The organism is Domibacillus aminovorans (assembly GCF_001643235.1).
GTDB classification, from domain to species: Bacteria; Bacillota; Bacilli; order Bacillales; family Domibacillaceae; genus Domibacillus; species Domibacillus aminovorans.
On the sequence record NZ_LQWY01000012.1, the window covers coordinates 64,288 to 88,025 of the forward strand.

At 42.1% G+C, this 23,738-nt stretch carries 26 protein-coding genes; all 26 read right to left on the minus strand.

From position 1 onward, the window contains the following. Positions 1–19 precede the first annotated feature (19 nt). Positions 20–1,276 (minus strand): RIP metalloprotease RseP, encoded by a 1,257-nt coding sequence (gene rseP, locus AWH49_RS05425; RefSeq protein ID WP_063964912.1) that lies wholly within the window; start codon positions 1,274–1,276, stop codon positions 20–22. A gap of 18 nt (positions 1,277–1,294) precedes the next feature. Further along, the gene (gene dxr / locus AWH49_RS05430) at positions 1,295–2,440 is read right to left on the minus strand and encodes a 1-deoxy-D-xylulose-5-phosphate reductoisomerase (RefSeq protein WP_018392381.1); all 1,146 of its coding nucleotides are present in this window, start codon (positions 2,438–2,440) and stop codon (positions 1,295–1,297) included. 13 nt (positions 2,441–2,453) lie between these two features. Continuing rightward, positions 2,454–3,242, minus strand: coding sequence for a phosphatidate cytidylyltransferase (locus AWH49_RS05435; protein WP_063964913.1), 789 nt, complete (start codon positions 3,240–3,242; stop codon positions 2,454–2,456). A gap of 25 nt (positions 3,243–3,267) precedes the next feature. After that, positions 3,268–4,029, minus strand: coding sequence for an undecaprenyl pyrophosphate synthase (locus AWH49_RS05440; RefSeq protein WP_034285499.1), 762 nt, complete (start codon positions 4,027–4,029; stop codon positions 3,268–3,270). 125 nt (positions 4,030–4,154) lie between these two features. Beyond that, positions 4,155–4,676 (minus strand): ribosome recycling factor, encoded by a 522-nt coding sequence (gene frr, locus AWH49_RS05445; protein ID WP_415874128.1) that lies wholly within the window; start codon positions 4,674–4,676, stop codon positions 4,155–4,157. Between the two features lie 38 nt (positions 4,677–4,714). After that, entirely contained in the window at positions 4,715–5,437 is a 723-nt protein-coding gene (gene pyrH / locus AWH49_RS05450; RefSeq protein WP_018392377.1) for a UMP kinase, read from the minus strand. Between the two features lie 90 nt (positions 5,438–5,527). Beyond that, on the minus strand, positions 5,528–6,409 hold the full coding sequence (gene tsf / locus AWH49_RS05455) for a translation elongation factor Ts (RefSeq protein WP_063964914.1): 882 nt from the start codon (positions 6,407–6,409) through the stop codon (positions 5,528–5,530). 163 nt (positions 6,410–6,572) lie between these two features. Further along, on the minus strand, positions 6,573–7,325 hold the full coding sequence (rpsB, locus tag AWH49_RS05460; RefSeq protein WP_018392375.1) for a 30S ribosomal protein S2: 753 nt from the start codon (positions 7,323–7,325) through the stop codon (positions 6,573–6,575). A gap of 150 nt (positions 7,326–7,475) precedes the next feature. Next, positions 7,476–7,952 carry a DUF6115 domain-containing protein gene (locus AWH49_RS05465; RefSeq protein ID WP_063964915.1) on the minus strand — a complete coding sequence of 159 codons (477 nt, stop codon included), beginning with the start codon at positions 7,950–7,952 and terminating at the stop codon, positions 7,476–7,478. Positions 7,953–7,988: 36 nt separating this feature from the next. Further along, a complete protein-coding gene (locus AWH49_RS05470) occupies positions 7,989–8,753 on the minus strand; it encodes a FliA/WhiG family RNA polymerase sigma factor (RefSeq protein ID WP_063964916.1) in 765 nt (254 codons plus the stop codon). A gap of 128 nt (positions 8,754–8,881) precedes the next feature. Then, positions 8,882–9,379: a chemotaxis protein CheD gene (locus tag AWH49_RS05475; protein ID WP_034285508.1), complete on the minus strand. Its 498-nt coding sequence runs from the start codon at positions 9,377–9,379 to the stop codon at positions 8,882–8,884. Further along, entirely contained in the window at positions 9,372–10,013 is a 642-nt protein-coding gene (locus tag AWH49_RS05480) for a chemotaxis protein CheC (RefSeq protein ID WP_034285510.1), read from the minus strand. The genes AWH49_RS05475 and AWH49_RS05480 overlap by 8 nt, the downstream gene beginning before the upstream one ends. Positions 10,014–10,025: 12 nt before the next feature. Next, positions 10,026–10,463 carry a chemotaxis protein CheW gene (locus AWH49_RS05485; RefSeq protein WP_018392370.1) on the minus strand — a complete coding sequence of 146 codons (438 nt, stop codon included), beginning with the start codon at positions 10,461–10,463 and terminating at the stop codon, positions 10,026–10,028. A gap of 15 nt (positions 10,464–10,478) precedes the next feature. Continuing rightward, on the minus strand, positions 10,479–12,506 hold the full coding sequence (locus tag AWH49_RS05490; protein WP_063964917.1) for a chemotaxis protein CheA: 2,028 nt from the start codon (positions 12,504–12,506) through the stop codon (positions 10,479–10,481). A 6-nt stretch (positions 12,507–12,512) separates the two neighbouring features. After that, on the minus strand, positions 12,513–13,604 hold the full coding sequence (locus AWH49_RS05495) for a protein-glutamate methylesterase/protein-glutamine glutaminase (protein WP_063964918.1): 1,092 nt from the start codon (positions 13,602–13,604) through the stop codon (positions 12,513–12,515). Then, positions 13,601–14,491 carry a MinD/ParA family protein gene (locus tag AWH49_RS05500; RefSeq protein WP_063964919.1) on the minus strand — a complete coding sequence of 297 codons (891 nt, stop codon included), beginning with the start codon at positions 14,489–14,491 and terminating at the stop codon, positions 13,601–13,603. Before AWH49_RS05500 ends, AWH49_RS05495 begins: the two co-directional genes overlap by 4 nt. Further along, entirely contained in the window at positions 14,484–15,608 is a 1,125-nt protein-coding gene (gene flhF, locus AWH49_RS05505) for a flagellar biosynthesis GTPase FlhF (protein ID WP_063964920.1), read from the minus strand. The genes AWH49_RS05500 and flhF overlap by 8 nt, the downstream gene beginning before the upstream one ends. Beyond that, positions 15,605–17,641, minus strand: a complete 2,037-nt coding sequence (flhA, locus tag AWH49_RS05510) for a flagellar biosynthesis protein FlhA (protein ID WP_063964921.1) — start codon at positions 17,639–17,641, stop codon at positions 15,605–15,607. Before flhA ends, flhF begins: the two co-directional genes overlap by 4 nt. Positions 17,642–17,662: 21 nt before the next feature. After that, positions 17,663–18,742, minus strand: coding sequence for a flagellar biosynthesis protein FlhB (gene flhB, locus AWH49_RS05515; protein WP_034285523.1), 1,080 nt, complete (start codon positions 18,740–18,742; stop codon positions 17,663–17,665). Between the two features lie 4 nt (positions 18,743–18,746). Then, positions 18,747–19,523: a flagellar biosynthetic protein FliR gene (gene fliR, locus AWH49_RS05520; protein ID WP_063964922.1), complete on the minus strand. Its 777-nt coding sequence runs from the start codon at positions 19,521–19,523 to the stop codon at positions 18,747–18,749. Between the two features lie 6 nt (positions 19,524–19,529). Further along, positions 19,530–19,799 (minus strand): flagellar biosynthesis protein FliQ, encoded by a 270-nt coding sequence (gene fliQ, locus AWH49_RS05525; RefSeq protein ID WP_018392362.1) that lies wholly within the window; start codon positions 19,797–19,799, stop codon positions 19,530–19,532. 12 nt (positions 19,800–19,811) lie between these two features. Then, entirely contained in the window at positions 19,812–20,477 is a 666-nt protein-coding gene (fliP, locus tag AWH49_RS05530) for a flagellar type III secretion system pore protein FliP (protein ID WP_018392361.1), read from the minus strand. Next, positions 20,470–21,138, minus strand: a complete 669-nt coding sequence (locus tag AWH49_RS05535; protein WP_082862686.1) for a flagellar biosynthetic protein FliO — start codon at positions 21,136–21,138, stop codon at positions 20,470–20,472. The genes fliP and AWH49_RS05535 overlap by 8 nt, the downstream gene beginning before the upstream one ends. A 12-nt stretch (positions 21,139–21,150) precedes the next feature. Then, positions 21,151–21,516 (minus strand): response regulator, encoded by a 366-nt coding sequence (locus AWH49_RS05540; protein ID WP_063964923.1) that lies wholly within the window; start codon positions 21,514–21,516, stop codon positions 21,151–21,153. A gap of 23 nt (positions 21,517–21,539) precedes the next feature. Beyond that, on the minus strand, positions 21,540–22,742 hold the full coding sequence (gene fliY / locus AWH49_RS05545) for a flagellar motor switch phosphatase FliY (protein ID WP_063964924.1): 1,203 nt from the start codon (positions 22,740–22,742) through the stop codon (positions 21,540–21,542). Further along, entirely contained in the window at positions 22,732–23,733 is a 1,002-nt protein-coding gene (gene fliM, locus AWH49_RS05550; RefSeq protein WP_034285527.1) for a flagellar motor switch protein FliM, read from the minus strand. The genes fliY and fliM overlap by 11 nt, the downstream gene beginning before the upstream one ends. Positions 23,734–23,738: the final 5 nt, after the last annotated feature.

The following is a 23,738-nucleotide window of genomic DNA, read 5'->3' on the forward strand; positions in this document are numbered from 1 at the left end:
AAATTATTGGTTCTATTTATTATAAAAAGAATCGCTGTATGTCGTTCCATGTGACAACAATCATTAATAGCATTAAAAGCGCGAAACCGACAAAGTGGATCATTCCCTCCATTTGACGGTCAACCGGCTTACCGCGTACTGCTTCATAAAAGAAAAACAACAGTCTGCCTCCATCAAGAGCAGGCAGCGGAAGCAAATTCATAATGCCTAGGTTAATGCTTAAAACACCCGCCCATTTTGCGAGATTCAGAATACCTGATTCGGCAACGGTATCCGTAGACACGTATATGCCAACCGGTCCGGATAACATGTCAATCGAAAATTGACCTGTTACGATTGTACCTAGCAATTGAATAATCTGGATTGTCCACGCATAAACATCTTTGGCTCCATAAACAAATGCTCCGAAAAACGACTTCTCAAACGGGGTGTATACACCAATCATCCCATATGTTTCACCTTCTGCTTCTTCAGCTGATGGTGTAACCGGAAGCGTCAGCTGCTCCCCACCGCGCTCAATATTAAATGCGAGCTCTTCCCCTGGACTTTTTTGGATGACAGTAACGATATCTTCCCATGACGACATCGTTTCACCGTCAATCGATATAATACGGTCACCTTCTTGCAATCCTGCTTCGACTGCCGCCCCACCCTCAATGACTTCTCCAAGCTGTGGCTCATTTGTTGGGATCCCTTGAATCATCGCCAGAACGACAAAAACGATAAATGCAAGGATAAAGTTAAACAACGGCCCTGCAAAAATGGCCATTGCGCGCTTAGGCAATGTTTTTGAATTAAACTGACGGTCATACGGCGCAATTTGTGTGCTTAAATGATCTTCTGTCATTAACGCTTCACGGTGAACGCGAAATGTTTTTAATTCATCCTCGCCCTCTTCATACCCGGTGATGAGCAACTCATGTTCAAGGTCCGCTTTTTCAATTTCGATCACACGGGCCTCTTTAAAACGATCACGGCCATTGACAATTAAATTAATCACTTCGTCTTGTTCATTAAATATAACGCCAATACGCTGCCCAGCTTTTAGTTCGGTCATTTCCGGATCTTCGCCGGCCATTCGGACATATCCACCGAGCGGCAGCAGCCGGATCGTATAAACTGTTTCTCCTTTTTTATGAGCAAAAATTTTCGGTCCAAACCCAATCGCAAACTCACGGCATAATATACCTGCTCGTTTAGCAAAAATAAAATGGCCAAGCTCATGGAAGAAAACAAGTGATCCAAAGATAACGATAAACGCGATTACGGTATTCAAACGGTTCTAACCACCTTTTTATGATAAGAATGAGCGTACAAACGCTCTCCCTTCTGCATCGGTTTCGATAATCGCACCTAGCTCCAGTGACTCAACCGGGTTGTGTTGTTCCATTGCCCGCTCTACTACTTCTTCAATCTGCAAAAATGTAAGTTTGCTATCAAGAAAGGCCGCTACTGCTTCTTCATTAGCCGCGTTCATGATTGCTGGCATCGTGCCTCCTATTTTTCCTGCTTCGTACGCGAGATGAAGCATCCGGTACCGATTAAAATCTGCTTTTTCAAAATGAAGCTTGCCAATGGAAGCAAGATCAAGCGGTGCTGTATCCGGCATCGGAAAGCGATCTGGCCACGTCAATGCGTATTGAATCGGTACACGCATATCGGGTGAACCGAGCTGCGCCATAACAGAACGGTCGTGAAACTCGACCATCGAATGAATGATGCTTTCTCGATGTAAAATAACATCTATTTGATCATATGGCAAGTTAAAAAGCCAGTGCGCTTCAATCACTTCAAGTCCTTTGTTCATCATCGTCGCAGAATCAACGGTAATTTTAGCACCCATTGACCAGTTTGGATGATTCAATGTTTCTTCAACTGTCACGTTTGCAAGTTCTTCCCGGTTTTTATTTCGAAAGCTTCCGCCTGATGCTGTTAAGAGGAGACGGCTTACGTTTTTTTCATGTTCTCCCTGCATACATTGAAAAATCGCGGAATGTTCGCTATCGACCGGCAGTAGCTTAACACCTGCTTTTTTCGCAGCTTCTGTCACAATATGCCCCGCTGTCACAAGCGTTTCTTTATTCGCAATCGCGATTGTTTTCCCTGCCTCAATCGCCTTTAATGTCGGCTGCAGACCCACACTGCCGAGAACAGCATTGACAAGCGTATCTGCTTTTTCATCAACCGCCGCCGCTTCAAGCCCCTCTGCTCCATGCAAAATACGGATATGAGGATACTCTATCTTCAGCCGATTTGCTTCATCTTTCTCAAGAACAGATACGAGATCAGGTTTAAACTCATTGATAATCTGCCGGGCTACATCTATGTTTTTCCCAGCGGAGAAAGATGATAACCTAAATATTTCTGGTTTTTTTCTAATAATATCGAGCGTTTGTAAGCCTATCGAGCCTGTAGCCCCTAGCAGACTTATCGTTTTCAAAAAATCATCTCCCTTAGAGCAATTGAAGTATATGTAAAAGCGGAAATACGAACAGCCAGCTGTCTGTCCGATCTAATATTCCTCCATGGCCCGGTAGTAATGTACCCGAATCTTTCACATCATAATGACGTTTCATGGCGGATTCAGCAAGGTCACCAATTTGTCCTGCAACCGATAATAAAGCCGTTGCCGTCAGTACCCAAAATGGATTAGCATCAAAGTCGACAATAGATAATAAGATAACTGCCACTAAAACAGCGGAGCCAATCCCGCCATAAAAACCAGCTACTGTTTTATTCGGGCTAATCTCAGGCCATAACTTCCGTTTGCCGATCGAACGACCAACAAAATAAGCACCTGAATCTGTTGCCCATGTAATGAGCAAAGCGAAAAAGACGAATAGAACACCCGCTTCTCTCGTTTCAATCACATATGAAAATCCGAAGCCTATATAAAGCGGGGTCAGGATGCAAAAGGCCGCTTCATCAAATGTAAATCGATTTTTCGTTACGACTGTATACACTAAGAAAAGGAGCACAAAAACAAGCAATAATTCCAGCTTCCCGTATCCCGCATCCTGCCATTTCCCCGCAACATCCTCTGGCATGAGTAACATGAATGAAAGCAGGACAGATAAAAGCGCGGGCAGCGAAACAGCCGGAACGCCTTTCATTCTTAACGCTTCGAGTACCGCAGTGGCACTCATAATATAAACGAGTATGGTAAACGGCCACCCGCCATACGTAACGATTGGTAAAAACAGAGCCGCTGCAATGACGCCCGTTACAATTCGTTGTTTCATAATTCGTTATCCTCCAGCTTTTTCTTCACGACAACCCTCCGAAGCGCCGTGACCTTTTTTGAAATACAGCCACCGCTTCAAGAAGATCCTCTTCTGAAAAATCAGGCCACAATACATCTGTAAAGAAAAATTCAGTGTAAGCAAGCTGCCAGAGCATAAAATTGCTCAGACGATGTTCGCCGCTTGTACGAATGAGTAAGTCAGGCTCCGGTAAATGACTAGTCATTAAGTAATGAGAAATCGTTTCATCTGTCACGTCACGTTTTTCCAGCACACCCGATTGTATATCATTCATTATCGCCTGAACGGCATTGACGATTTCTGAACGGCTGCCATAATTTAAAGCAAAATTTAAAATAAGTCCATCATTGCCAGCCGTTCTGTTTATCGCATTTTGAACAGCCCGTTTCGTATGAACAGGCAGCTTCTCTATATCGCCGATCATTTCAACACGTACATTTTCTTCTATTAACTCCGGCAAAAAAGTAGAAAGAAATTCTTCAGGCAATTTCATTAAGAAATCAACTTCCACTTTGGGACGCTTCCAATTCTCTGTTGAAAATGCATAGAGCGTTAACACTTTTACCCCGATCCGATTGGCACTGCGGGTAATTTTCCGTACGGTTTTCATGCCTTCATTATGTCCGGCAATACGCGGCAAAGCCCTTTTTTTTGCCCACCGGCCATTTCCATCCATAATGATGGCAATATGTTCAGGCACATTCTCTTCTGAAAAGGCTATTTCACCTGTTTGTTTTAATTGCCAGAACCACGGTTTATGTCCCATACAAGATCCTCCACATCGCTTCTTTCCTATACATTTTACCATATAAGACGATTTCATGGTAAATACAGCGATAAAATCAAAAAAAGAACCCTCTTGCATAAGAAGAGGGTTTGCTAATTAGCGTATTACACTTCCATAATCTCTTGTTCTTTATCTTTAGCAATTTCATCCACTTTGCGAATATAATCGTCCGTCTGTTTTTGAACGTCTTCTGTATAGCCACGAAGATCGTCTTCTGTTATATCTCCGGTTTTTTCACTTTTCTTCAAGTCATCGTTTGCATCACGGCGTATATTGCGTATCCCCACTTTCGCCTCTTCTGCTTCTTTCTTTACCAGTTTCGCCAGTTCTTTCCGACGCTCTTCTGTCAAAGCCGGGAAGTTTAAGCGGATGACCGCTCCATCATTTGACGGATTTAAGCCAAGATCAGATTTCAAAAGTGCCTTTTCAATATCACCTAATGATGTTTTATCATACGGTTGAATCACTAAAAGACGCGCTTCCGGAATGTTAATAGAAGCGAGCTGATTAATGAGTGTCGGTGCTCCATAGTAATCAATTGTAATGCGGTCTAACACATTCGCACTCGCACGTCCTGCACGGATTGATGCAAGTTCACGTGTAAATGCTTGAATCGCTTTATCCATTCTCTCTTTTGTCTGGTTAATAATTTGTTGTACCAAGATTATTTCCCCCTTACGATTGTTCCGATATTTTCACCCATAACAACGCGTTTAATATTCCCTTTTTCTGTGACAGAGAAAACAATAAGTGGAATATCATTATCCATGCATAACGAAGAAGCTGTCGAATCCATGACTGCTAGTCCTTCTTTAATAACATCAAGATAGGACAATTCCACATACTTCACTGCATCTTTGTCCAATTTTGGATCTGCACTATATACTCCGTCTACATTATTTTTTGCCATTAAAATAACTTCTGCTTCAATTTCAGCAGCGCGTAACGCAGCTGTTGTATCTGTTGAAAAGTATGGATTTCCTGTGCCCGCAGCAAAAATAACGACACGTCCTTTTTCGAGGTGGCGAATCGCCCGTCTACGAATATATGGCTCTGCTATTTGACGCATTTCGATGGATGTTTGCACGCGCGTTTCAATGCCTTGCTGTTCAAGACTATCTTGTAACGCCATCGAGTTCATGACTGTTGCCAGCATCCCCATGTAATCGGCTGTGGCACGATCCATGCCCATTTCACTACCGATTTTCCCTCTCCAAATGTTGCCGCCTCCAACGACGACTGCCACTTCTACGTCCAGTTCACTTACTTCCTTTACTTGTTCAGCAACTGATTGAATGACGGCAGGGTTAATACCGAAACCTGCTTCTCCTGCTAATGCTTCACCACTTAATTTTAATACAACGCGTTTATATTTAGGCTGGCTCATGTAGACCTCCATCTGTAATGTACATGAAATCCCTCACCAGATCGGCAAGGGATTTCACTTATTCCATTCCGTCCGACGGAAAAAGAATCATTATTTTTTCACTTGGTTCATAACTTCTTCAGCAAAATTTTCTTGACGTTTTTCAAGACCTTCACCAACTTCATAGCGAGTGAATTCTGTTAATGTTGCGCCTTTAGATTCAAGGAATTGACGTACTTTTTGATCTGGATCTTTAACAAATCCTTGGTCCAAGATGCACACTTCTTCAAAGAATTTTCCAAGACGGCCTTCCACCATTTTTGCAACGATATTTTCAGGTTTTCCTTCGTTAAGCGCCTGTTCCGTCAATACTTTACGCTCACGTGCTACCTCATCTTCAGACACTTGATCGCGTGAAACATATTTCGGGTTCAATGCTGCTGCATGCATCGCAACGTCTTTCGCTGCTGCTGCGTCAGTTGTACCTTCAAGGACAGCAAGAACACCAATACGTCCGCCCATATGCAAGTATTCACCGAATGCTGCATTCTCGCCTTTTGTGCGGATTTCAAAGCGACGAAGGGATAGTCTTTCACCGATTTTAGAAATAGCTTCGTTAATATACACATCAACCGTTTTGCCGTTTTGCATTGTTTGCGCAAGCGCTTCTTCAACAGTAGCTGGCTTGTTGGCAAGAAGATGTTCTGCGATTTCTTTCACAAGAACTTGGAAGTTTTCGTTTTTCGCAACGAAATCTGTTTCAGCGTTCACTTCAAGAATAACCGCTGTGTCGCCTTCACTTATAATATAAGTTGTTCCTTCAGCAGCGATTCGATCTGATTTCTTCGCCGCTTTTGCAATACCTTTTTCACGAAGGAAGTCAATTGCTTGATCCATGTTACCTTCTGTTTCAACCAATGCTTTTTTGCAGTCCATCATACCTGCGCCTGTTTTTTCACGAAGCTCTTTTACCATTTGTGCAGTAATAGCCATTATAGTTCCTCCTTCAATATGTAGAGTGTGACCCGCATGATGCGAGTCATGAAAGCGTTGCGGCAGGACGCCGCACTTTTAGCTTTCGAATGAATCTTGTTTCTTTATTGTCTAGCTTCAAAAAAAGATGATAAGGGTATCCCTCTTATCACCTTTTTGTTCATTACTCAGCTGCAGCTTCTGCTGTTTCAGCTTGTTGCGCTTCTTCCACAGCAACAGCTTCAACGATTTCTTCGCCTTGCTTCGCTTCAAGAACAGCGTCAGCCATTTTACCAGTCAAAAGTTTTACAGCGCGGATTGCGTCATCGTTTGCAGGGATGACATAATCGATTTCATCCGGATCGCAGTTTGTATCAACAATACCAACGATTGGAATGTGCAATTTGCGTGCTTCTGCAACCGCAATACGCTCTTTACGCGGGTCGATGATGAAAAGGGCATCTGGAAGACCTTTCATATCGCGAATACCGCCAAGGAATTTTTGTAGGCGTTCATGTTCTTTTTTAAGTTTAACAACTTCTTTTTTCGGAAGTACGTCAAATGTACCATCTTCTTGCATTTTTTCAATGTTTTTCAAACGTTGAACACGCTTTTGGATTGTAGAGAAGTTTGTAAGTGTACCACCCAACCAGCGTTGGTTTACATAGTACATACCTGAACGTTCTGCTTCTTCTTTCACAGAATCTTGTGCTTGTTTTTTCGTTCCAACAAACAATACTTTACCACCGTCATCGGCAACTTCTCTTACAAATTTATACGCTTCTTCCACTTTGCGAACGGTTTTTTGAAGATCAATGATGTAGATCCCGTTACGTTCCTGGAAGATGTATTTTTTCATTTTTGGGTTCCAGCGGCGAGTTTGATGGCCAAAGTGAACACCAGCTTCAAGCAATTGTTTCATAGAGATTACTGACATGTTTGTTTCCTCCTGTTTGGTTAGATTTCCTCCGCCTTTATCCTATTCAGACAAATTCCGTCACGGACGGCACCGTCTGCCTGAATCAAAAGACGTGTGTATTAACACCGTTAGTTACTATACCATAACGCTTCGTGCCCCGCAACCATTTTATTGTAGCCGATAAAATTTTAAGCCGAGCTGAACTTCTGTAACACCTATTTTCAATTCGCGTGCAATCTCTTCTTCAGAGAATCCTTGTTTTTTCAATTCCATCATCCGTTCTGATGCAGACCGTTCTTTTACCGGCTGTTTCGGCTCTTTTTTCACACTTGCATATGCTTTAGCTACCGCTGCCCGCGGGACAATCGGTGGGAGCACAACCGTATCATCCTGTGGCGCTTCATTCGGTATAGGCACCGGCTCTTTTCGCTTCGGTTCTTTTTTCGACAACTGTTTGATCAACTGCTCGTTTTCTTCTTTTAATTCCATTAAAAAAACTGACATCATCTCTTCTGTTTCCGCAGCCGTTTGCCGCATTTTCTTTTCTGTCTGCTTCATATTATTTTGCCGTTGAAATAATAAGATAAGTGCAAACAAACTGACCGCATGTATTAAAAAGGAAGTCGTGATTAAAAATGTTATCATACGTGCTCCTTATCCAATTTCACCCATAATGAATGATTACTTTTTCTTCACAAGCTGCTGTTTTAATTTAAACAATGCTTTTGAATGAATTTGTGAAATGCGAGACGTCGACAATCCGAGAATCTCACCAATTTCCGTCAGTGTTAACTCTTCTTTATAAAAAAGGTCAATGACGAGTTGCTCTTTTTCTGTCAGCTTTTCAATTTGAACAGCCAACTCATTCATTTGTTCCTGCTTTACAAGCTCTTCCTCCGGTGAGATTTTCCCGTCGTCTTTCAATACAAACCCCGGTCCATCCGGCTGACCCAGTTCATTCACTTGCTCGTCTATCGATAAAATGTGTGAAAAAAAGTGTTCAGCGATCGTATCGTGTACTTCATCCGTCGTTATACCGAGTTCTTCTGCTACTTCTTCTGCTGTCACTGCCCGCAAATAGCGTTGTTCAAGCATGGATATGGCTACTTCAATTTTTTTCGATTTTTCCCGGGCAGACCTCGGAAGCCAGTCCGCTTTCCGCAAGCCATCTAAAATCGCGCCACGTATTCGAAATGAAGCATACGTATCAAACTTCAAATCGCGTGAGGGCTCAAATTTTAAAAGCGCATCATATAAGCCTGATAAACCAAAACTTGTCACTTCTTCTCTGCTCACTGCTTTTGGAAGTGTTGAAACAATTCGCCTGCTATGAAATGTCACAAGAGGCAAATAACGGGCCACGAGCGCATCTCCATCATCCGGATGTTTATCTCTTTTCCATCTTTTCCACAAATCATGCTCTTCGTACGGCGTTAATTTCGTCATTTCATCCCCCCATCAACTGACATCACCTGGTACGAATTATTTCTATCTTTAATAATAGTTTAAAGAAAAGTCAGGTATTTGCCAACGTTATGTACAAAAAAGCAGCGGTTTTATATCCGCTGCTTTGCCTACAACCGCTGTTCGCCTTTACTGACCGACCGAATATGCAGAATAGATGTTAATGGATCAAATTCAATCGTTCGTCCGCTGTTTCCACCAACATCCTCGGCAAGAATCGGAATACGAGCTATTTTCAGCTGTTGTTTGACCGCCTCTACATTCCGTGGGCCAATCTTCATCAAATCAGAACCGGACTTATACTGAAACATTTGCGCACCGCCTGCGATCTTTGCTTTTAAGCGAAATAGACGTGCACCGCTTTGTGTTAACTCTTTTATGAGCGCAGGCACGCCCGTATCCGCAAACTTTGCTTCGTTTTTCGCACCTGATTTCGCAAGGCTTGAGTCCGGCAGCATGATATGAACCATTCCCGCAATTCGAGCTGTTTCATCATATATAACGACTCCGACACAGGAACCGAGCCCTGACGTACGTATCGTCCCTGGCGGTTTAACGACATTTATATCAGCAATTCCTACTTTGACAACATCACGCACGTTATTCACTGTATCCGGCTCCGAGTGCCTCGAATATAACCGGGAATGAGTCCGGAGACAACAGTAAAAAGAAATGTCCTTTCACAGTTTCCACATTGTCATCTTCAAGCTCAGTTAATACCGTGTCGATCACAATGGCATAGTCGCTGTACTGTGAAATTTCAAGCAGACCGTAACTAATAATCGCACCGAACATATCGATAGCAAGCTCTGGTACAGACGGTTGCAATTTTAAGTGCGTAAAATCGCTCAGCGCAGATAAATAAGAACCGGATAATATATTCCCCATTTCCTGCATGGCTGAAAAACCAATATGCTGTGCTTCACGATTGTGAAATGTAAATAAATCATCTGACATTAACTTACGAATAAAGCGGTCTGCTTCTGCTACTGTGAGTATAAAAAACATGTTTCCACCTGCTTCTCCTTCAATTCGAAGGCTGACACTGACCACTTCTTGTTCAGATCCGCCAGTTAATTCCATCATCTCTGAAAATGGTACAATGCGTACACTCGGTACTTTCATATCAATTCTTCTATTTAAGAGAATAGACAGCGACGTTGCTGCGTGGCCTGCTCCTATGTTGCCAACTTCCTTTAAAATATCGAGATGAATCGGTTGAATATTATCAATGTAGTTCATCATGAACCGCCTTTATTTAAAGATCTTTTCAAGACTAAGCATAATGAGCAGTCTTTTTTCCAATTTTGCAACTCCCGTAATATATTCATCGCCCATGGACCCTACAACTTCAGGCTGTGGCTCAATCGCATCAAGAGGGATGTCAAGTACGTCATTTGCTCCATCCACAATAAGACCGACTTCCATATCATCGAGCGCCGCAATAATAATGCGAGTTGTGTCATCGTATTTTTCGTCTACCAAGCCGAATCGACTACGTAAATCAATAATTGGTGTCACAACGCCACGCAAATTGATTACACCTTTTACAAATGGCACAGTGCCGGGTACACGCGTAATGTGCATTAATTTTTCGATGGAGTAGACTTGATGAACAGGCAAAGCGTACTCTTTATCTACTAATTGAAAAGCAATGACTTTCACAGCGCTTGGAGCACTTGTCTCACTCATAGCCGTACCTCCTTCTTATTTAATGAGCGCATTGCAGTCTACAATAAGCGCCACTTGTCCGTCACCTAAAATCGTTGCTCCTGAAATAGCAAATACATTCGTTAAGTAGTTACCGAGTGATTTCAAGACGACTTCTTTCTGACCGATAAAGGAATCAACGACGAGACCGGCCATTTTTTCACCCTTTCTGACAATAACGATCGAATAGAAGCGGTCCTCATCATCTTGATGTGGAACAGAGAAAATATTTTCAAGGAAAAGAAGCGGAACGACTTTGCCACGGAAATCAATGACTTGCTGGTTGTGGGCGTTCAACACCTCGTCCTTCTTGACAATCGCCGTTTCAATAATAGAGGAAAGCGGGATCGCATATTTTTCTTTCTCCACTTCTACAAGCATGACGGAAATAATCGATAGTGTTAATGGTAGTTGAATTGAGAAAATCGATCCTGATCCTTCAACAGAATCAATTGTAATCGAACCACCGAGTGATTCAATCGTTGTTTTGACAACATCAAGTCCGACACCACGCCCCGATAAATCAGAGACAACATCTGCTGTTGAAAAGCCCGATGCCAATATAAGTTCATAAATTTGGCGGTCACTCAGTGTAAGCACCTGTTCTTCTGTGACAATTCCTTTATCCAATGCTTTTCTCAACACTTTATCTTTGTGAATACCTGCTCCATCATCTTCAATTTCAATGAAAACATGATTGCCGCTATGGTATGCTTTTAATTTCACTGTGCCTTCAGCTGGTTTTCCTTTTGCAATACGGTCTGCTGGCATTTCAATACCATGATCCATCGCATTGCGGATTAAATGAATGAGTGGATCGCCGATTTCGTCAATTACCGTCCGATCGAGCTCGGTTTCTGCACCGATAATTTCGAGGTTCACTTGCTTGTTTAAATCCCTCGTCAACTGTCGGACCATTTTCGGGAAACGATTAAAGACTGTTTCGACTGGTACCATGCGCATGTTCAAAATAATCGTTTGCAAATCACCTGAAATGCGTGACATATGCTCAACCGTTTCATTTAATTCGGAATGGTTCAGTTCGCTCGAGATCGACTCAAGACGGCCGCGATCGATGACGAGCTCTTCAAATAAATTCATTAAAATGTCAAGTCGCTCAATGTTGACACGGATTGTCTTATTCGTTACAGCATGCTTTGACTCTTTAACGTCGTCCCTTTTCTTTACCTCTGGGTTTATTTCTTTTTTCACGTCTATTTGTTTCGGCTCTTGCGCAGGAGCAGCTTTTTCCTGATGAGACCCATTCATACTCAAATTCGTAACTTCCATGACGGTCACTTGATCAACTTCTGATACTTTTTTTACTTTTTCTTCAATATCTTCTGCTGGTTCTTTCGTAATAAGTGTAACGGTGAAGTATTCATCAAATTTTTCTTCTTCCAATTTTTCTGTAGGCGGAACTGATTTAATCACCTCACCACATTTTTCAAGCACTTCAAATACCATGAACACGCGAGCTGCTTTTAACACACAGTCAGCACGTAAAAAGACTGCAACTTCATAACATGTAAAGCCCTGTTCTTTAGACTGTTCGATGACAGTACGCTCGAATTCATCGTACTGAAAGTCTGATTTCAGTGATAAAGGGGGCTCTTCTCCTTTTACTTCAGGTGACAAAACCGTTTCACCCTGTTCAATTTCCAGCAGTTTCGTAACGATTTCGGTTACATCCCGCTTCCCATCACCACCGGAAGAAATATCATTTACCATCGCTTCAAGGTCATCAACAGAAGAAAAGACAACATCCATAATTTCTAATGTAACGGCAATTTTATGATTGCGAATCGCATCAAGCACATTTTCCATTTTGTGTGTCAAGTCAGCAAGATCTTCATACCCCATTGTGGCAGACATCCCTTTTAACGTATGGGCAGATCGAAAGACTTCATTGACAATTGCAATATTCACAGGATCTTTTTCCAGTTCTAGTAAATGCTCATTCATTGCTTGTAAATGTTCTTTACTTTCATCAATAAAAATTTCCAAATACTGATTCGTATCCATCCGTCTTCACCTCTTATCATTTACGTATTTAACAATCGTTACGGCAATTTCATCGACCGGCACTATTTCGTCAACAAGATGTGTCGCGACCGCTGCTTTTGGCATGCCATACACGACGCACGTTTCTTTCGATTCTGCAATGGCTTTGACTACCCCTGTTTCTTTCAGCTTGATCAAACCGTCTGCACCGTCTGTACCCATACCCGTCATGATCACTGTGACTTTTTCAACACCCTGGATTGCTGATGCAGAGCGGAACGTCACATTAGCAGCTGGACGATGTCCACCTTCTGGATCCGTTTGATCAAGTGTTACAACAATAGAAGAACCGACTTTCCTAAGCTTTAAATGATAGCCTCCTGGTGCGATATAAGCCGTCCCTTTTTGTAAAATTTCTCCGTCTTCCGCTTCTTTTACTCGCATGTCCGACAACGAATCAAGCCGATCAGCGAGCGACTTCGTAAAACTTGCCGGCATGTGCTGTACAATCACAACGGGGGCCAAAAGCGCAGCGGGCAGTTTCGTTATAACATGCTGCAGTGCACGCGGGCCGCCTGTTGATGTAGCGATGAGCACGATTTTATCCATTTTTTTATATTGAAAAGGAAATGTCATACGATCTCTCTGACCCGGATTGGTCTGAACAAACGATTCGATAACTGTCGGTTTTGCTGCTAATACAGGCTTCATGCTAATATTTGCTTTTGCTGCAGCAAGCACTTTTTCAATTAATATATCTTTAATTTTGTGAAGGTCCAGCGAGATCGCCCTGGATGGTTTAGCAATAAAATCGACAGCGCCCATTTCCATTGCTTTTAATGTCGTGTCCGTTCCTTCTTTCGTTATACTCGACAGCATGACTACTGGACATGGCTGCTTGTCCATAATCAATTTCAAAGCTTCCAGCCCGTTCATTTCCGGCATCTCAATATCGAGCGTAATGACATCCGGTTTTAACTCTATTGCTTTTTTAACGGCATCATGTCCGTTTCGTGCAGACGCAATCACTTCGAGGTCCGGGTGCTCGGATAAAAATTCAGAAATCAGCTTTCTCATAAATGCAGAGTCGTCCACAACAAGAATTTTTTTGGATTTCATCGGCTGTCCCTTCTTTCTGTAAAAAAACGCCGCAATTTATCGATGAAACCTGTTGGTTGATTTTCTTCATTCGCAGGCAAACCAGCATACTTCTTTACAATGTTATCAAGCGCTGTTGAAACACGCGCTTCCGGATACAAAATCATAAACGGCTGTCCGGCTGTGACTGATTTCCGAACAACGCTGTCTTCTGGAAGTGAACCAAGAATGGTCGGGCTGACATGCAAAAATGTCTCCATCGTCTGCTTAAGACGACCCGCTGTTTTCCGTCCTTCTTCTGCAGATTCAACCCGATTGCATATTAAATAAAAAATTTTTTCCTGATCACGTAAATAAATAAATTTCATCATAGAATAAGCATCCGTTATTGCTGTTGGTTCTGGTAGCGTGACCGTTAACACTTCTTCTGCGGCATGCAAAATATTTAAACTTTCTTTTGATGCACCCGCTCCCATATCAAACAATAAGTAATCGTAGTCATCGATAAGTTCTTCGAGAGCCTGAATCCATTTTTCCATATAAGAGTCATCCCACTCAAATAGTTGAGTGGCTGCTGAACCGCCATGAATGAAAAAAACCCCTTCAGGTCCAGACTTGATCAAGCTCACAAGCGGTTCCCCCTTTATGAAGAAATCAGCAATAGAACGTCCAGGATCTTGGCCTATTAAGTGATATATATTACCCATACCGATGTCCATATCAAACAACAAAACTTTTTTTCCCAATTTGGCGAGTCCTACAGCAAGGTTCACTGAAATATTTGTTTTCCCAACACCGCCTTTTCCACTGACAATGGCTACTGTTTTTGCACAGCTTTTTTTCATCCTATTGATTTTAGTCGCTTTTTGCCTGATTTTTTTTCTGAGTGTTTCCGCTTGATCATTCATCACATGTACCCTCGAACAATGATTGAATAATAGATATAGTCGTTGTCTTTTCAAGATCATCTGGTACATTTTGACCATTTGTAATGAATGTTGTACCTACTTTGTAATTATACATTAAATTCACAATTGTGCCTTTAGTTTTTGTTTCATCTACTTTTGTAAAAGTAAAAATAAAACCATCCACTTGAACCGTTGTGAAATTATGAATGACTTCTTCTAAATCTTCCTGTTTTGATGCTGCACTTAAAACAAGATAGGTAAGAGATTCTCCTTTTTTCTTCGACATCAAGTTCTGTAAATCGTCTACATATTTTTTCTCTCGGTAATTGCGGCCGGCTGTATCAATAAATATGACATCATATTTTGTGAGAGAATGAAACGCTTCTTCCATATCACTTCTTGAATAAGCTACTTTAAATGGGACATTTAGAAGACTTGCATATGTTTTCAGCTGCTCAATAGCTGCAATCCTGTATGTATCCGTTGTAACGAATGCCACCTTTTTTTCTTCATCAAGCACTTTTTGCGATGCAAGTTTTGCAATTGTCGTCGTTTTGCCGACACCAGTCGGGCCGAGTAAATATATGTATTTTGCCGTTTCTTCGTTTACTGTACGACAAGGTGACAAACACTCTGTAAGAAATTCTATCGTCCACTTGCGTACTTTCACACTCGTTGTCTCACTTCGTTCTTCTTTCCACTTTGTCAAAAGATATTCCGCTGCCATTTGGCGCAGCTCATCAGATAACCCTTGCCTTTTTAATTGTTCAAGTACTGGCTGCAATGCATCCGGATATAAAAAATCAGCCTGCTTTGATTCTTTTAACTGTCGGATCATTTGCTTCATTTCCAGCATTTCTTTTTTAAAATCAGCAGGCAGCGGTGGCGGCTGTTGAATGGATGCTGGAGCAGACTTTACATCTGGTGTTTTTTCTACTGCTTCTATATATGGGTCTATTGCTGCGACCACTTCAATATTTTTCTTTTTAAACAGCCCTAAAACGCCACCTGTGTACACTGTTTTTGATTGTAAAATAACCGCCTGTGGGCCAAGTTCAGCTCGCACTTTTTTCATGATTTCTGGCATAGATGACGCCATATATTTTTTCATTTTCATTCAATTGTCACCACCCCTGTACTCTGGACTTCTACACTTGGTTCAAGTTCATTGTAAGACAAAACAGGTATCTGTGGAAAATATCGCTCAAGCAGCTGCTGCACATACATGCGTACTGCCGGTGAACAAAGAATAACCGGTGACTGCTGCATAAATGATGCCTGCTCTACTTGCTGGGCTGTCGCTTCTAAAATGCGCTGTGAGTCATTCGGATCGATTGACAAATAATTCCCATGTTCTGTCTGCTGTACACCATCTGCAATTAATTTTTCAATTCGACCTGATAATGTAATCACATTTAGCGAGCCACTATCATCCGCAAATTGCACCGTAATTTGACGAGCAAGAGCCTGGCGTACATATTCGGTTAATAAATCCATGTCTGATGTCATTTTGCCAAAGTCAGCGAGGGTTTCAAAAATAATCGGCAAATTGCGGATTGATAAATTTTCTTTCAATAATTTTGCCAGCACTTTTTGTACTTCACCGATGGATAGTGGATTCGGTGTAACTTCATCGACTAAAATGGGATACGATTCTTTCAAATGATCGATTAGTTGCTGCGTTTCCTGTCGACCAAGCAATTCGTGCGCGTGTTTTTTTATGATTTCTGTTAAATGAGTTGACACAACGCTTGGTGGGTCCACAACGGTATAACCGAAAATTTCCGCCTGTTCTTTTGCATCTTCTGTAATCCATTTTGCTGGAAGACCAAAGGATGGTTCAATCGTATCGATGCCTTCAACCATATCATCTTCTTCACCAGGGCTCATCGCTAAATAATGGTCGAGGAGCAATTCGCCGCCCGCTACTTCACTTCCCTTTATTTTCACCCGATATTCATTCGGCTGCAACTGAATGTTATCACGAATGCGGACGATCGGAATGACGAGACCGAGTTCAAGTGCTAGCTGCCGTCGAATCATGACGATACGATCAAGAAGATCGCCGCCTTGGTTCGTATCTGCGAGTGGAATAAGTCCGTAACCGAATTCAAATTCAATTGGATCGACTGTCAATAAATTCACGACTGACTCTGGACTTTTCAACTCATCTGTTTCGATTTCTTCTTCTGAAAGCGCCGGATCATCCAACTCTTTATTTGGTAAACGGGAATTCATATATCCGATTAGCGCAAGTCCTATCGCTATCGGGATCGTTAAAATATCGTTAATCGGTGTTGCAATCCCTAGTAAAAAGATCGTGCCCGCCGCAATATAGAGCATTGATGGGTAACGAAGAAGCTGGGTGTTTATATCTCCGCTAAGGTTGCCCGTCGATGCGGCACGTGTCACAACAATCGCAGTTGCTGTTGAAATGAGAAGCGCTGGAATTTGTGAAACAAGACCGTCGCCGACTGTTAAAAGAGAATAGCGTGCAGCGGATTCTCCGAAAGACAAATCTTGCTGCATGACGCCGATCACCATCCCGACAATCAAGTTAATAATAACCATAATAATCCCGGCAATCGCGTCCCCTTTAACGAATTTCGTCGCACCGTCCATGGCCCCGTAAAAATCAGCTTCACCGCTCACTTTTTCACGCCGTTCACGCGCCTGAACTTCTGAGATCATACCGGCATTTAAATCAGCATCAATACTCATCTGCTTACCAGGCATCGCATCGAGGGTAAACCGGGCTGCCACTTCTGATACACGTTCAGCACCCTTAGTAATAACAAGAAATTGAATAATAACGAGAATGAGAAAGACAACCATCCCGACCACAATATTTCCTCCGACTACGAATGTGCCGAATGTCTCGACAACGCCCCCTGCTTCCCCGTGACTTAAAATGGAACGCGTTGTCGACACATTCAGACCAAGCCGGAATAATGTCAACAGCAAAAGCAGCGAAGGAAACACAGAAAATTCAAGCGCTTCTTTCATATTCATCGAGATAAGCAAAACGAGCAGCGCAAGAGACATATTTATGATGATAAGTATACTTAATAGCCACGTAGGAAGCGGCACGACAAGCATGGCAACGATTAAAATGACTCCGAATAAAACAGAGAGGTCTCTCGCTTTCATTTTTTTCTCTCCCAACAAAAATTACACTTTATTTTTAATACGGTAAACGTATGCGAGAATTTCTGCGATTGCTTTAAAAAATTCTTCTGGCACCGCATCTCCGATTTCCGTTTGATCATGTAAGGCTCTTGCCAGTGATCTATTTTCAACCATTGTGACGTCATTTTCTTTGGCTATCAGTTTGATTTTTTGCGCAATGAAATCTGTTCCTTTCGCAACGACATACGGTGCATCAAGTTTTGCATCATCATATTTTAGCGCAATCGCATAATGGGTTGGATTTGTGATCACAACATCTGCATCTGGCACTTCCTGCATCATACGGCGCATGGCCATTTCACGCTGTGTCTGACGAATGCGTGATTTAATGAGGGGGTCTCCCTCTGTGTTTTTATGCTCATCTTTAATATCCTGCTTGGACATGCGCAAACTTTTTTCAAAATCAAACTTTTGATAAAAATAATCAAGAACGCCGAGGACAAGCAGTGCTGCAGCAGCGACAAGCCCCATCTGCACGGTTAATGTTCCAACGAGCGGAAGCGTATCTTCAATCGGCTTTAACGCAAGTTTTAGTACATCTTCTTTATTGTTCCAAAGAATAATAAAGGCCGCAGTTCCTACAAAACCAATTTTCAATATCGACTTTAACAGTTCGACAATGGCCCGCATGGAAAAAATACGTTTAAATCCTTTAATCGGATCCAATTTTTCAAGTTTCGGTTTAATCGGCTCACCGGTTACAAGCCAGCCGACCTGTGCATAGTTGGCCACTACTCCCGCAAGGACCGCCGCACCCATAAATGGACCTAGTATCAATGCGCACTGCTCCATAATTTCAAATACAATCGTCTTTAAATTCGCTTCAGTAACAGGCATAAGCATGTAGTATTCAACAGAGTGCTGAAACATCTGATAAATATTCCGGCCCATCGACGCCGCAAAAACCAATAAAAAACCAAATAATACGAGCAGACTGACCGCTGTATTTAAATCCTGGCTTTTGGTTACCTGCCCTTTTTTACGGGAGTCCTGCTTCTTCTTCGGCGTCGCTTTTTCCGTTTTTTCTCCCGCGAAAAATTGCAGATTCAGTTTCAACAGCATGGTGCTATCCGCCTCCAAAAATCGTCATTAAATCACGCATTGTATGTAGCATCATTCCGAACAAGTCACGTACTAATGTAAAAATAACACCGAGGACAATAAAGACAACGATAAAAGCAACACCAATTTTGAGCGGAAATCCGACAACAAAAATATTGAGCTGTGGAACTGTCCGGGCGACGATACCGAGCATGACATCGGTCAAAAACAACACGGCAACAACAGGCATTGCCATTTGAAACGCTATGATAAAGACGGCATTAAATGTCCTCGCCATATAATAAGCCGCTTCTCCATTCCCAAAGGGCAAGTACAATTGATCGATCGGAATAAATTCATAACTATAAAAAATCCCGTCCAATATAAGATGATGGCCGTTAAGTGCCAACAGCATGAGCAATGAAAACATGTATAAATATTGTCCCATTAGCGGACTCTGTGCGCCGGTCTGCGGGTCAATAACATTCGCGATGGCAAACCCCATCTGAAAATCGATAAATCCACCGGCAATTTGAATCGCAGATAGAACAATAAAGGCAGCTAATCCTATTAATAATCCAGTCATTGCTTCTTTTAAAATGAGCAATATGTATTCACCATTTATTTCAAGCGGACTGGCATCTATTGAATAATACATCGTCCATGAAAGTACAAGTGCAAAAGCGATCCGGTGCTGCGCTGGGATTGTACGATATGAAAAGAGTGGCATCGTCACGAAAAATGCCGATACACGTACGAGGATAAGTAGAAATACAGATAGATTAGGAAATAATTCATCCATCTGCCATTACCCAACAAACCTCGTTAAATTTGTGAAAATCTCCATTGTATACGACACAATACGTGACAGCATCCATGGTCCAAAAAAAATCATTCCAACAAGAACAGCCACAATTTTCGGAACGAATGCCAGCGTCTGCTCTTGAATTTGCGTCGTTGCTTGAAAAATACTAACCGCAAGACCGATTCCGAGCGCAAGCAAAAGGAGTGGTGCACAAACGATAATTGTTGTATAAACCCCTTTTTCAGCAAGGGAAAGAACCATCTCTGTATTCATTTCTTCACCTACCTAAAAGCTTTGTAGCAGCGACTCAATGACGAGATACCAGCCGTCGATCAGTACGAACAATAAAATTTTAAACGGCAATGAAATCATTACTGGCGGGAGCATCATCATCCCCATTGACATGAGAACACTTGCGACAATCATATCAATGACGAGAAACGGAATGAACACCATAAAACCAATTTGAAAAGCCGTTTTAATTTCACTTAACGCAAATGCTGGTACAAGCGTTGTGAGTGGAATATCATCAATCGATTCCGGCTGTTCTGCCTGCGTATAATTCAAAAATAATTCTAAATCCTTTTGCCTCGTATGAACGCTCATAAACTCCTTAAATGGACCGCTTGCCAATGTATACGCTTCTTCGAGGTTAATTTCTTCGTTAAAAAGAGGCGTCAATGCTTCATCGTTTACTTCCTGCAAAACAGGCGACATAATAAAAAAGGTCAGAAAGAGCGCGAGGCCGAGAAGTACTTGTGTTGGCGGCATTTGCTGCGTTGCAAGTGCCGTTCTTACAAACGACAACACGATAATAATACGTGTAAAACAGGTCATTAAAATTAAGATACTCGGCGCCACCGACAAAACGGTCAGCATTAATAGCAATTTAACAGACGTAGACACATTTTCAGGTGAGCTTGAATTGAAAAACTCCATGAATTCATTCATCTTTATTCTGCTCCCTGTCTGTTAAATCTTGAACGGCTTGTCCACGGCTTTTTTTCAGATCAGCCATTTTCCGCTCTAATTCCTGTTTAAAATCAGATGATCCGGTCGTTTGTTTCTTTCGTTCTACTTGTGACTTCATTCGATTAATGATATCAGAAGGCTGCATCATTGTGTCCAATTGTCCTTCATAGCGGGCAAGCAGCTCATTTCGTTCTTCTTCATCCTCAATCTCTTTTAACAACCCCACATTTTCACCAACACCAAGAATAAGCACACGGCTGCCCACTTTGACAACCTGCACTGATCGACTTCCTCCAAGCGCGGTACCGCCAAGATGACGAACAGTATGATTTTCTTGATACGAGCGGCTTTTTTTATTAATAAACCGCAATAAAAAATAAAGAAGCGCTACAACGAAAACGAGCGCCCCGACCATGCGAACGACATCTAAAAATCCGATTCCGACCGGTTCACTTGCGGTTTTTGAATCCGCATCTGTTTTCCCGCTGCCTGCCGGCTCTTCTTCTGCACACAAATCTGGGTTTTCAATACATTCTTTCACATTCGAATCAAATGGCTCTGCCGCGGCAATCAGTTGATTGCCAGAGAACAGAGCCATTGCGAATAAAAAGGGCATTATCCATTTTAAAAATAAGTTCACGTGATCACACCTTTATGAGGATAACACTTTAGATATGGCTTCAATCACACGATCCGCCTGGAATGGCTTCACAATAAAGTCTTTCGCACCGGCTTGAATCGCGTCAATGACCATCGCCTGTTGACCCATTGCCGAACACATAATCACTTTTGCTGCAGCATCTGCTGCTTTAATTTCCTTTAATGCAGCAATTCCATCTTTTTCGGGCATTGTGATATCCATTGTGACAAGATCGGGTTTTAATTCAACGTATTTCTCTACTGCCTGTGCACCATTTTCTGCTTCACCGACTACTTCAAAACCATTCTTCATCAAAATATCTTTAATCATCATGCGCATAAATGCAGCATCATCTACAACCAAAATTCGATTCGCCATTGTTCCTGACCCCCTGTAAAAGATTAATTTAAATTTTTCAACCGATCTGCTGGACTTGCAATATTTGTAATCCGCACACCAAAATTCTCTTCAATAACAACAACTTCCCCTTTTGCCACTAACCGTTTGTTGACGAGTACGTCTACCGGCTCACCTGCCAGCTTGTCCAATTCAATGATCGAACCTGACGTCAATTCTAATATATCTTTGACAGAACGATTCGTCCGGCCTAGTTCAACGGTTACTTGCAGCGGAATATCAAATAACATATTCAAATTGCGCGCTTCCTGTTCACCGAGCTGTGGCGTGTCAAATGACGAGAAGACAGCTGTTTCCACGTTGACTGGCTGTTGTCCAAGTGAAGAGCCACCAATATGACGCGGTTCTTCCGATTCCCGTACAGGCATTGGTCGTGCCTGATGAATAGGTCGTGCAGCCGGCTGAGGTGTTGCTTCTGAAGCTTGTGGCTGCGGCGGTGCCTCATTTGCAACTGGCGGCGGCTGAGGCGATGCCTCCTGTTCTTCTTGTGGAGGATTCATAAGTTCCGTTACAAGCTGCTTTCCGAATTGCAGCGGAATGAGCTGCATAATATTTGAGTCAATTAAACTTCCAACCTTTAAGCGGAAAGATATTTTGACTATAAGTTCCTGTTTTGGAATGGTATCGTTTCCTTTACCTTCATTCAAATTCAAAAGCGAAATAGACGGCGGTGAAATATCTATTTTTTTATTAAAAATAGTTGACATCGCTGTTGCCGCCGAACCCATCATTTGATTCATTGCTTCTTGAACTGCGCTCAATTGCAGTTCGCCTAGCTCTCTGGCTACATCAACACCACTGCCGCCAAGCATTAAGTCCGCAATAATCGCTGCATCATCCTGATGAATGACAAGCAAATTCACACCAGTAAATCCTTCTGTATATTCAACTTCAATCGCCGCATATGGATGAGGAAATTCATCTTTAAGTCGACTTTCTTCTATAACTGTAACCGTCGGTGTTGTGATTTCCACTTTTTGATTCAGTAATGTTGATAACGCTGTTGCTGAACTGCCGAATGAAATGTTGCCAATTTCGCCAAGCGTATCTTGCTCAAAATGATCTAAGTATTCTTCTACACGGTTAACCGTACTTTTTTCCTGTTGCGTGAAATCGTCCATTTCATCGCTGCTACCTTTTAACAATGCATCAATTTCATCCTGAGACAGCATATCGTTACTCATCATCGTTGTCCCCTCCTTTCATGTAATCGAGTACTTGCACGGCAACTTTTCGGTTCACTCGACCTGGCTGTGCCGTAAATTTCGGAACACTTCCCACTTTTATCGTAAGCGGGGCATCGATTAATGTGTTTAATTCAATAATATCGCCTTCTGCTAATAAAAGAAATTCCTCAATCGTAATATCTGACTCTCCTAGTTCTGCAATAACTGGCAAATTGGCTTGTCGAATCCGTTTCTCCAAACTTTGAATATCTTCTGGACTGTGTTCTTTATTATCCGGATTTTGCATCCAGTATTGAACAGAAAGCTTCGGAATAATCGGTTCGAGTACGACGTGTGGGATACAAATATTAATCATACCCGTCGTTTCACCAATCGTTGTATTTAATGAAATGACCACAACGGTTTCGTTCGGTGACACCATCTGTAAAAACTGAGGGTTCACTTCAAAATCCGTCGCGATTGGATCAATTTCAACAACATTTGCCCATGCTTCACGATAATTTTCAAATGCGTGGTCAAACATATTCGACATAATTCTCGATTCGATTTCAGTTAAATTCTCGATTTTATTTACACCGACTCCGCGTCCCCCTAAAAGGCGATCAAGCATTGAATACGCAACATTCGGATTTACTTCCATTAAAATACGTCCTTCAAGCGGAGGTACTTCGAATACATTTAAAATCGTTCGATTAGGAATGGAACGAATAAACTCTTCATATGGAATCTGATCTGCAGATACAACGTCGACCTGGACGTACGTTCTGAGCTGTGCAGCGAAAAACGTCGTTAAAATACGAGCAAAGTTGTCATGCATTCTCGTTAAACTCCGAATTTGATCTTTTGAAAAGCGTAGTGCACGTTTAAAATCATACACCTTCACTTTCTTTTCTTCTTCTTCTTTTTTTAATTCTTCTGCATCCATTTCACCCGTTGAAAGAGCGGAAAGAAGCGCATCAATCTCATTTTGAGATAAGATCTCTCCTGACAAATATG

Coding starts and splice junctions, on each gene's coding strand:
- AWH49_RS05435 (WP_063964913.1), bottom strand. CDS start 3,242: ATGAAACAACGAATTGTAACGGGCGTCATTGCAGCGGCTCTGTTTTTA.
- AWH49_RS05440 (WP_034285499.1), bottom strand. CDS start 4,029: ATGGGACATAAACCGTGGTTCTGGCAATTAAAACAAACAGGTGAAATA.
- frr (WP_415874128.1), bottom strand. CDS start 4,676: ATGGATAAAGCGATTCAAGCATTTACACGTGAACTTGCATCAATCCGT.
- pyrH (WP_018392377.1), bottom strand. CDS start 5,437: ATGAGCCAGCCTAAATATAAACGCGTTGTATTAAAATTAAGTGGTGAA.
- tsf (WP_063964914.1), bottom strand. CDS start 6,409: ATGGCTATTACTGCACAAATGGTAAAAGAGCTTCGTGAAAAAACAGGC.
- rpsB (WP_018392375.1), bottom strand. CDS start 7,325: ATGTCAGTAATCTCTATGAAACAATTGCTTGAAGCTGGTGTTCACTTT.
- AWH49_RS05465 (WP_063964915.1), bottom strand. CDS start 7,952: ATGATAACATTTTTAATCACGACTTCCTTTTTAATACATGCGGTCAGT.
- AWH49_RS05470 (WP_063964916.1), bottom strand. CDS start 8,753: ATGACGAAATTAACGCCGTACGAAGAGCATGATTTGTGGAAAAGATGG.
- AWH49_RS05480 (WP_034285510.1), bottom strand. CDS start 10,013: ATGAACTACATTGATAATATTCAACCGATTCATCTCGATATTTTAAAG.
- AWH49_RS05485 (WP_018392370.1), bottom strand. CDS start 10,463: ATGAGTGAGACAAGTGCTCCAAGCGCTGTGAAAGTCATTGCTTTTCAA.
- AWH49_RS05490 (WP_063964917.1), bottom strand. CDS start 12,506: ATGGATACGAATCAGTATTTGGAAATTTTTATTGATGAAAGTAAAGAA.
- AWH49_RS05495 (WP_063964918.1), bottom strand. CDS start 13,604: ATGAAATCCAAAAAAATTCTTGTTGTGGACGACTCTGCATTTATGAGA.
- AWH49_RS05500 (WP_063964919.1), bottom strand. CDS start 14,491: ATGAATGATCAAGCGGAAACACTCAGAAAAAAAATCAGGCAAAAAGCG.
- flhF (WP_063964920.1), bottom strand. CDS start 15,608: ATGAAAATGAAAAAATATATGGCGTCATCTATGCCAGAAATCATGAAA.
- flhA (WP_063964921.1), bottom strand. CDS start 17,641: ATGAAAGCGAGAGACCTCTCTGTTTTATTCGGAGTCATTTTAATCGTT.
- flhB (WP_034285523.1), bottom strand. CDS start 18,742: ATGCTGTTGAAACTGAATCTGCAATTTTTCGCGGGAGAAAAAACGGAA.
- fliR (WP_063964922.1), bottom strand. CDS start 19,523: ATGGATGAATTATTTCCTAATCTATCTGTATTTCTACTTATCCTCGTA.
- fliQ (WP_018392362.1), bottom strand. CDS start 19,799: ATGAATACAGAGATGGTTCTTTCCCTTGCTGAAAAAGGGGTTTATACA.
- fliP (WP_018392361.1), bottom strand. CDS start 20,477: ATGAATGAATTCATGGAGTTTTTCAATTCAAGCTCACCTGAAAATGTG.
- AWH49_RS05540 (WP_063964923.1), bottom strand. CDS start 21,516: ATGGCGAATCGAATTTTGGTTGTAGATGATGCTGCATTTATGCGCATG.
- fliY (WP_063964924.1), bottom strand. CDS start 22,742: ATGATGAGTAACGATATGCTGTCTCAGGATGAAATTGATGCATTGTTA.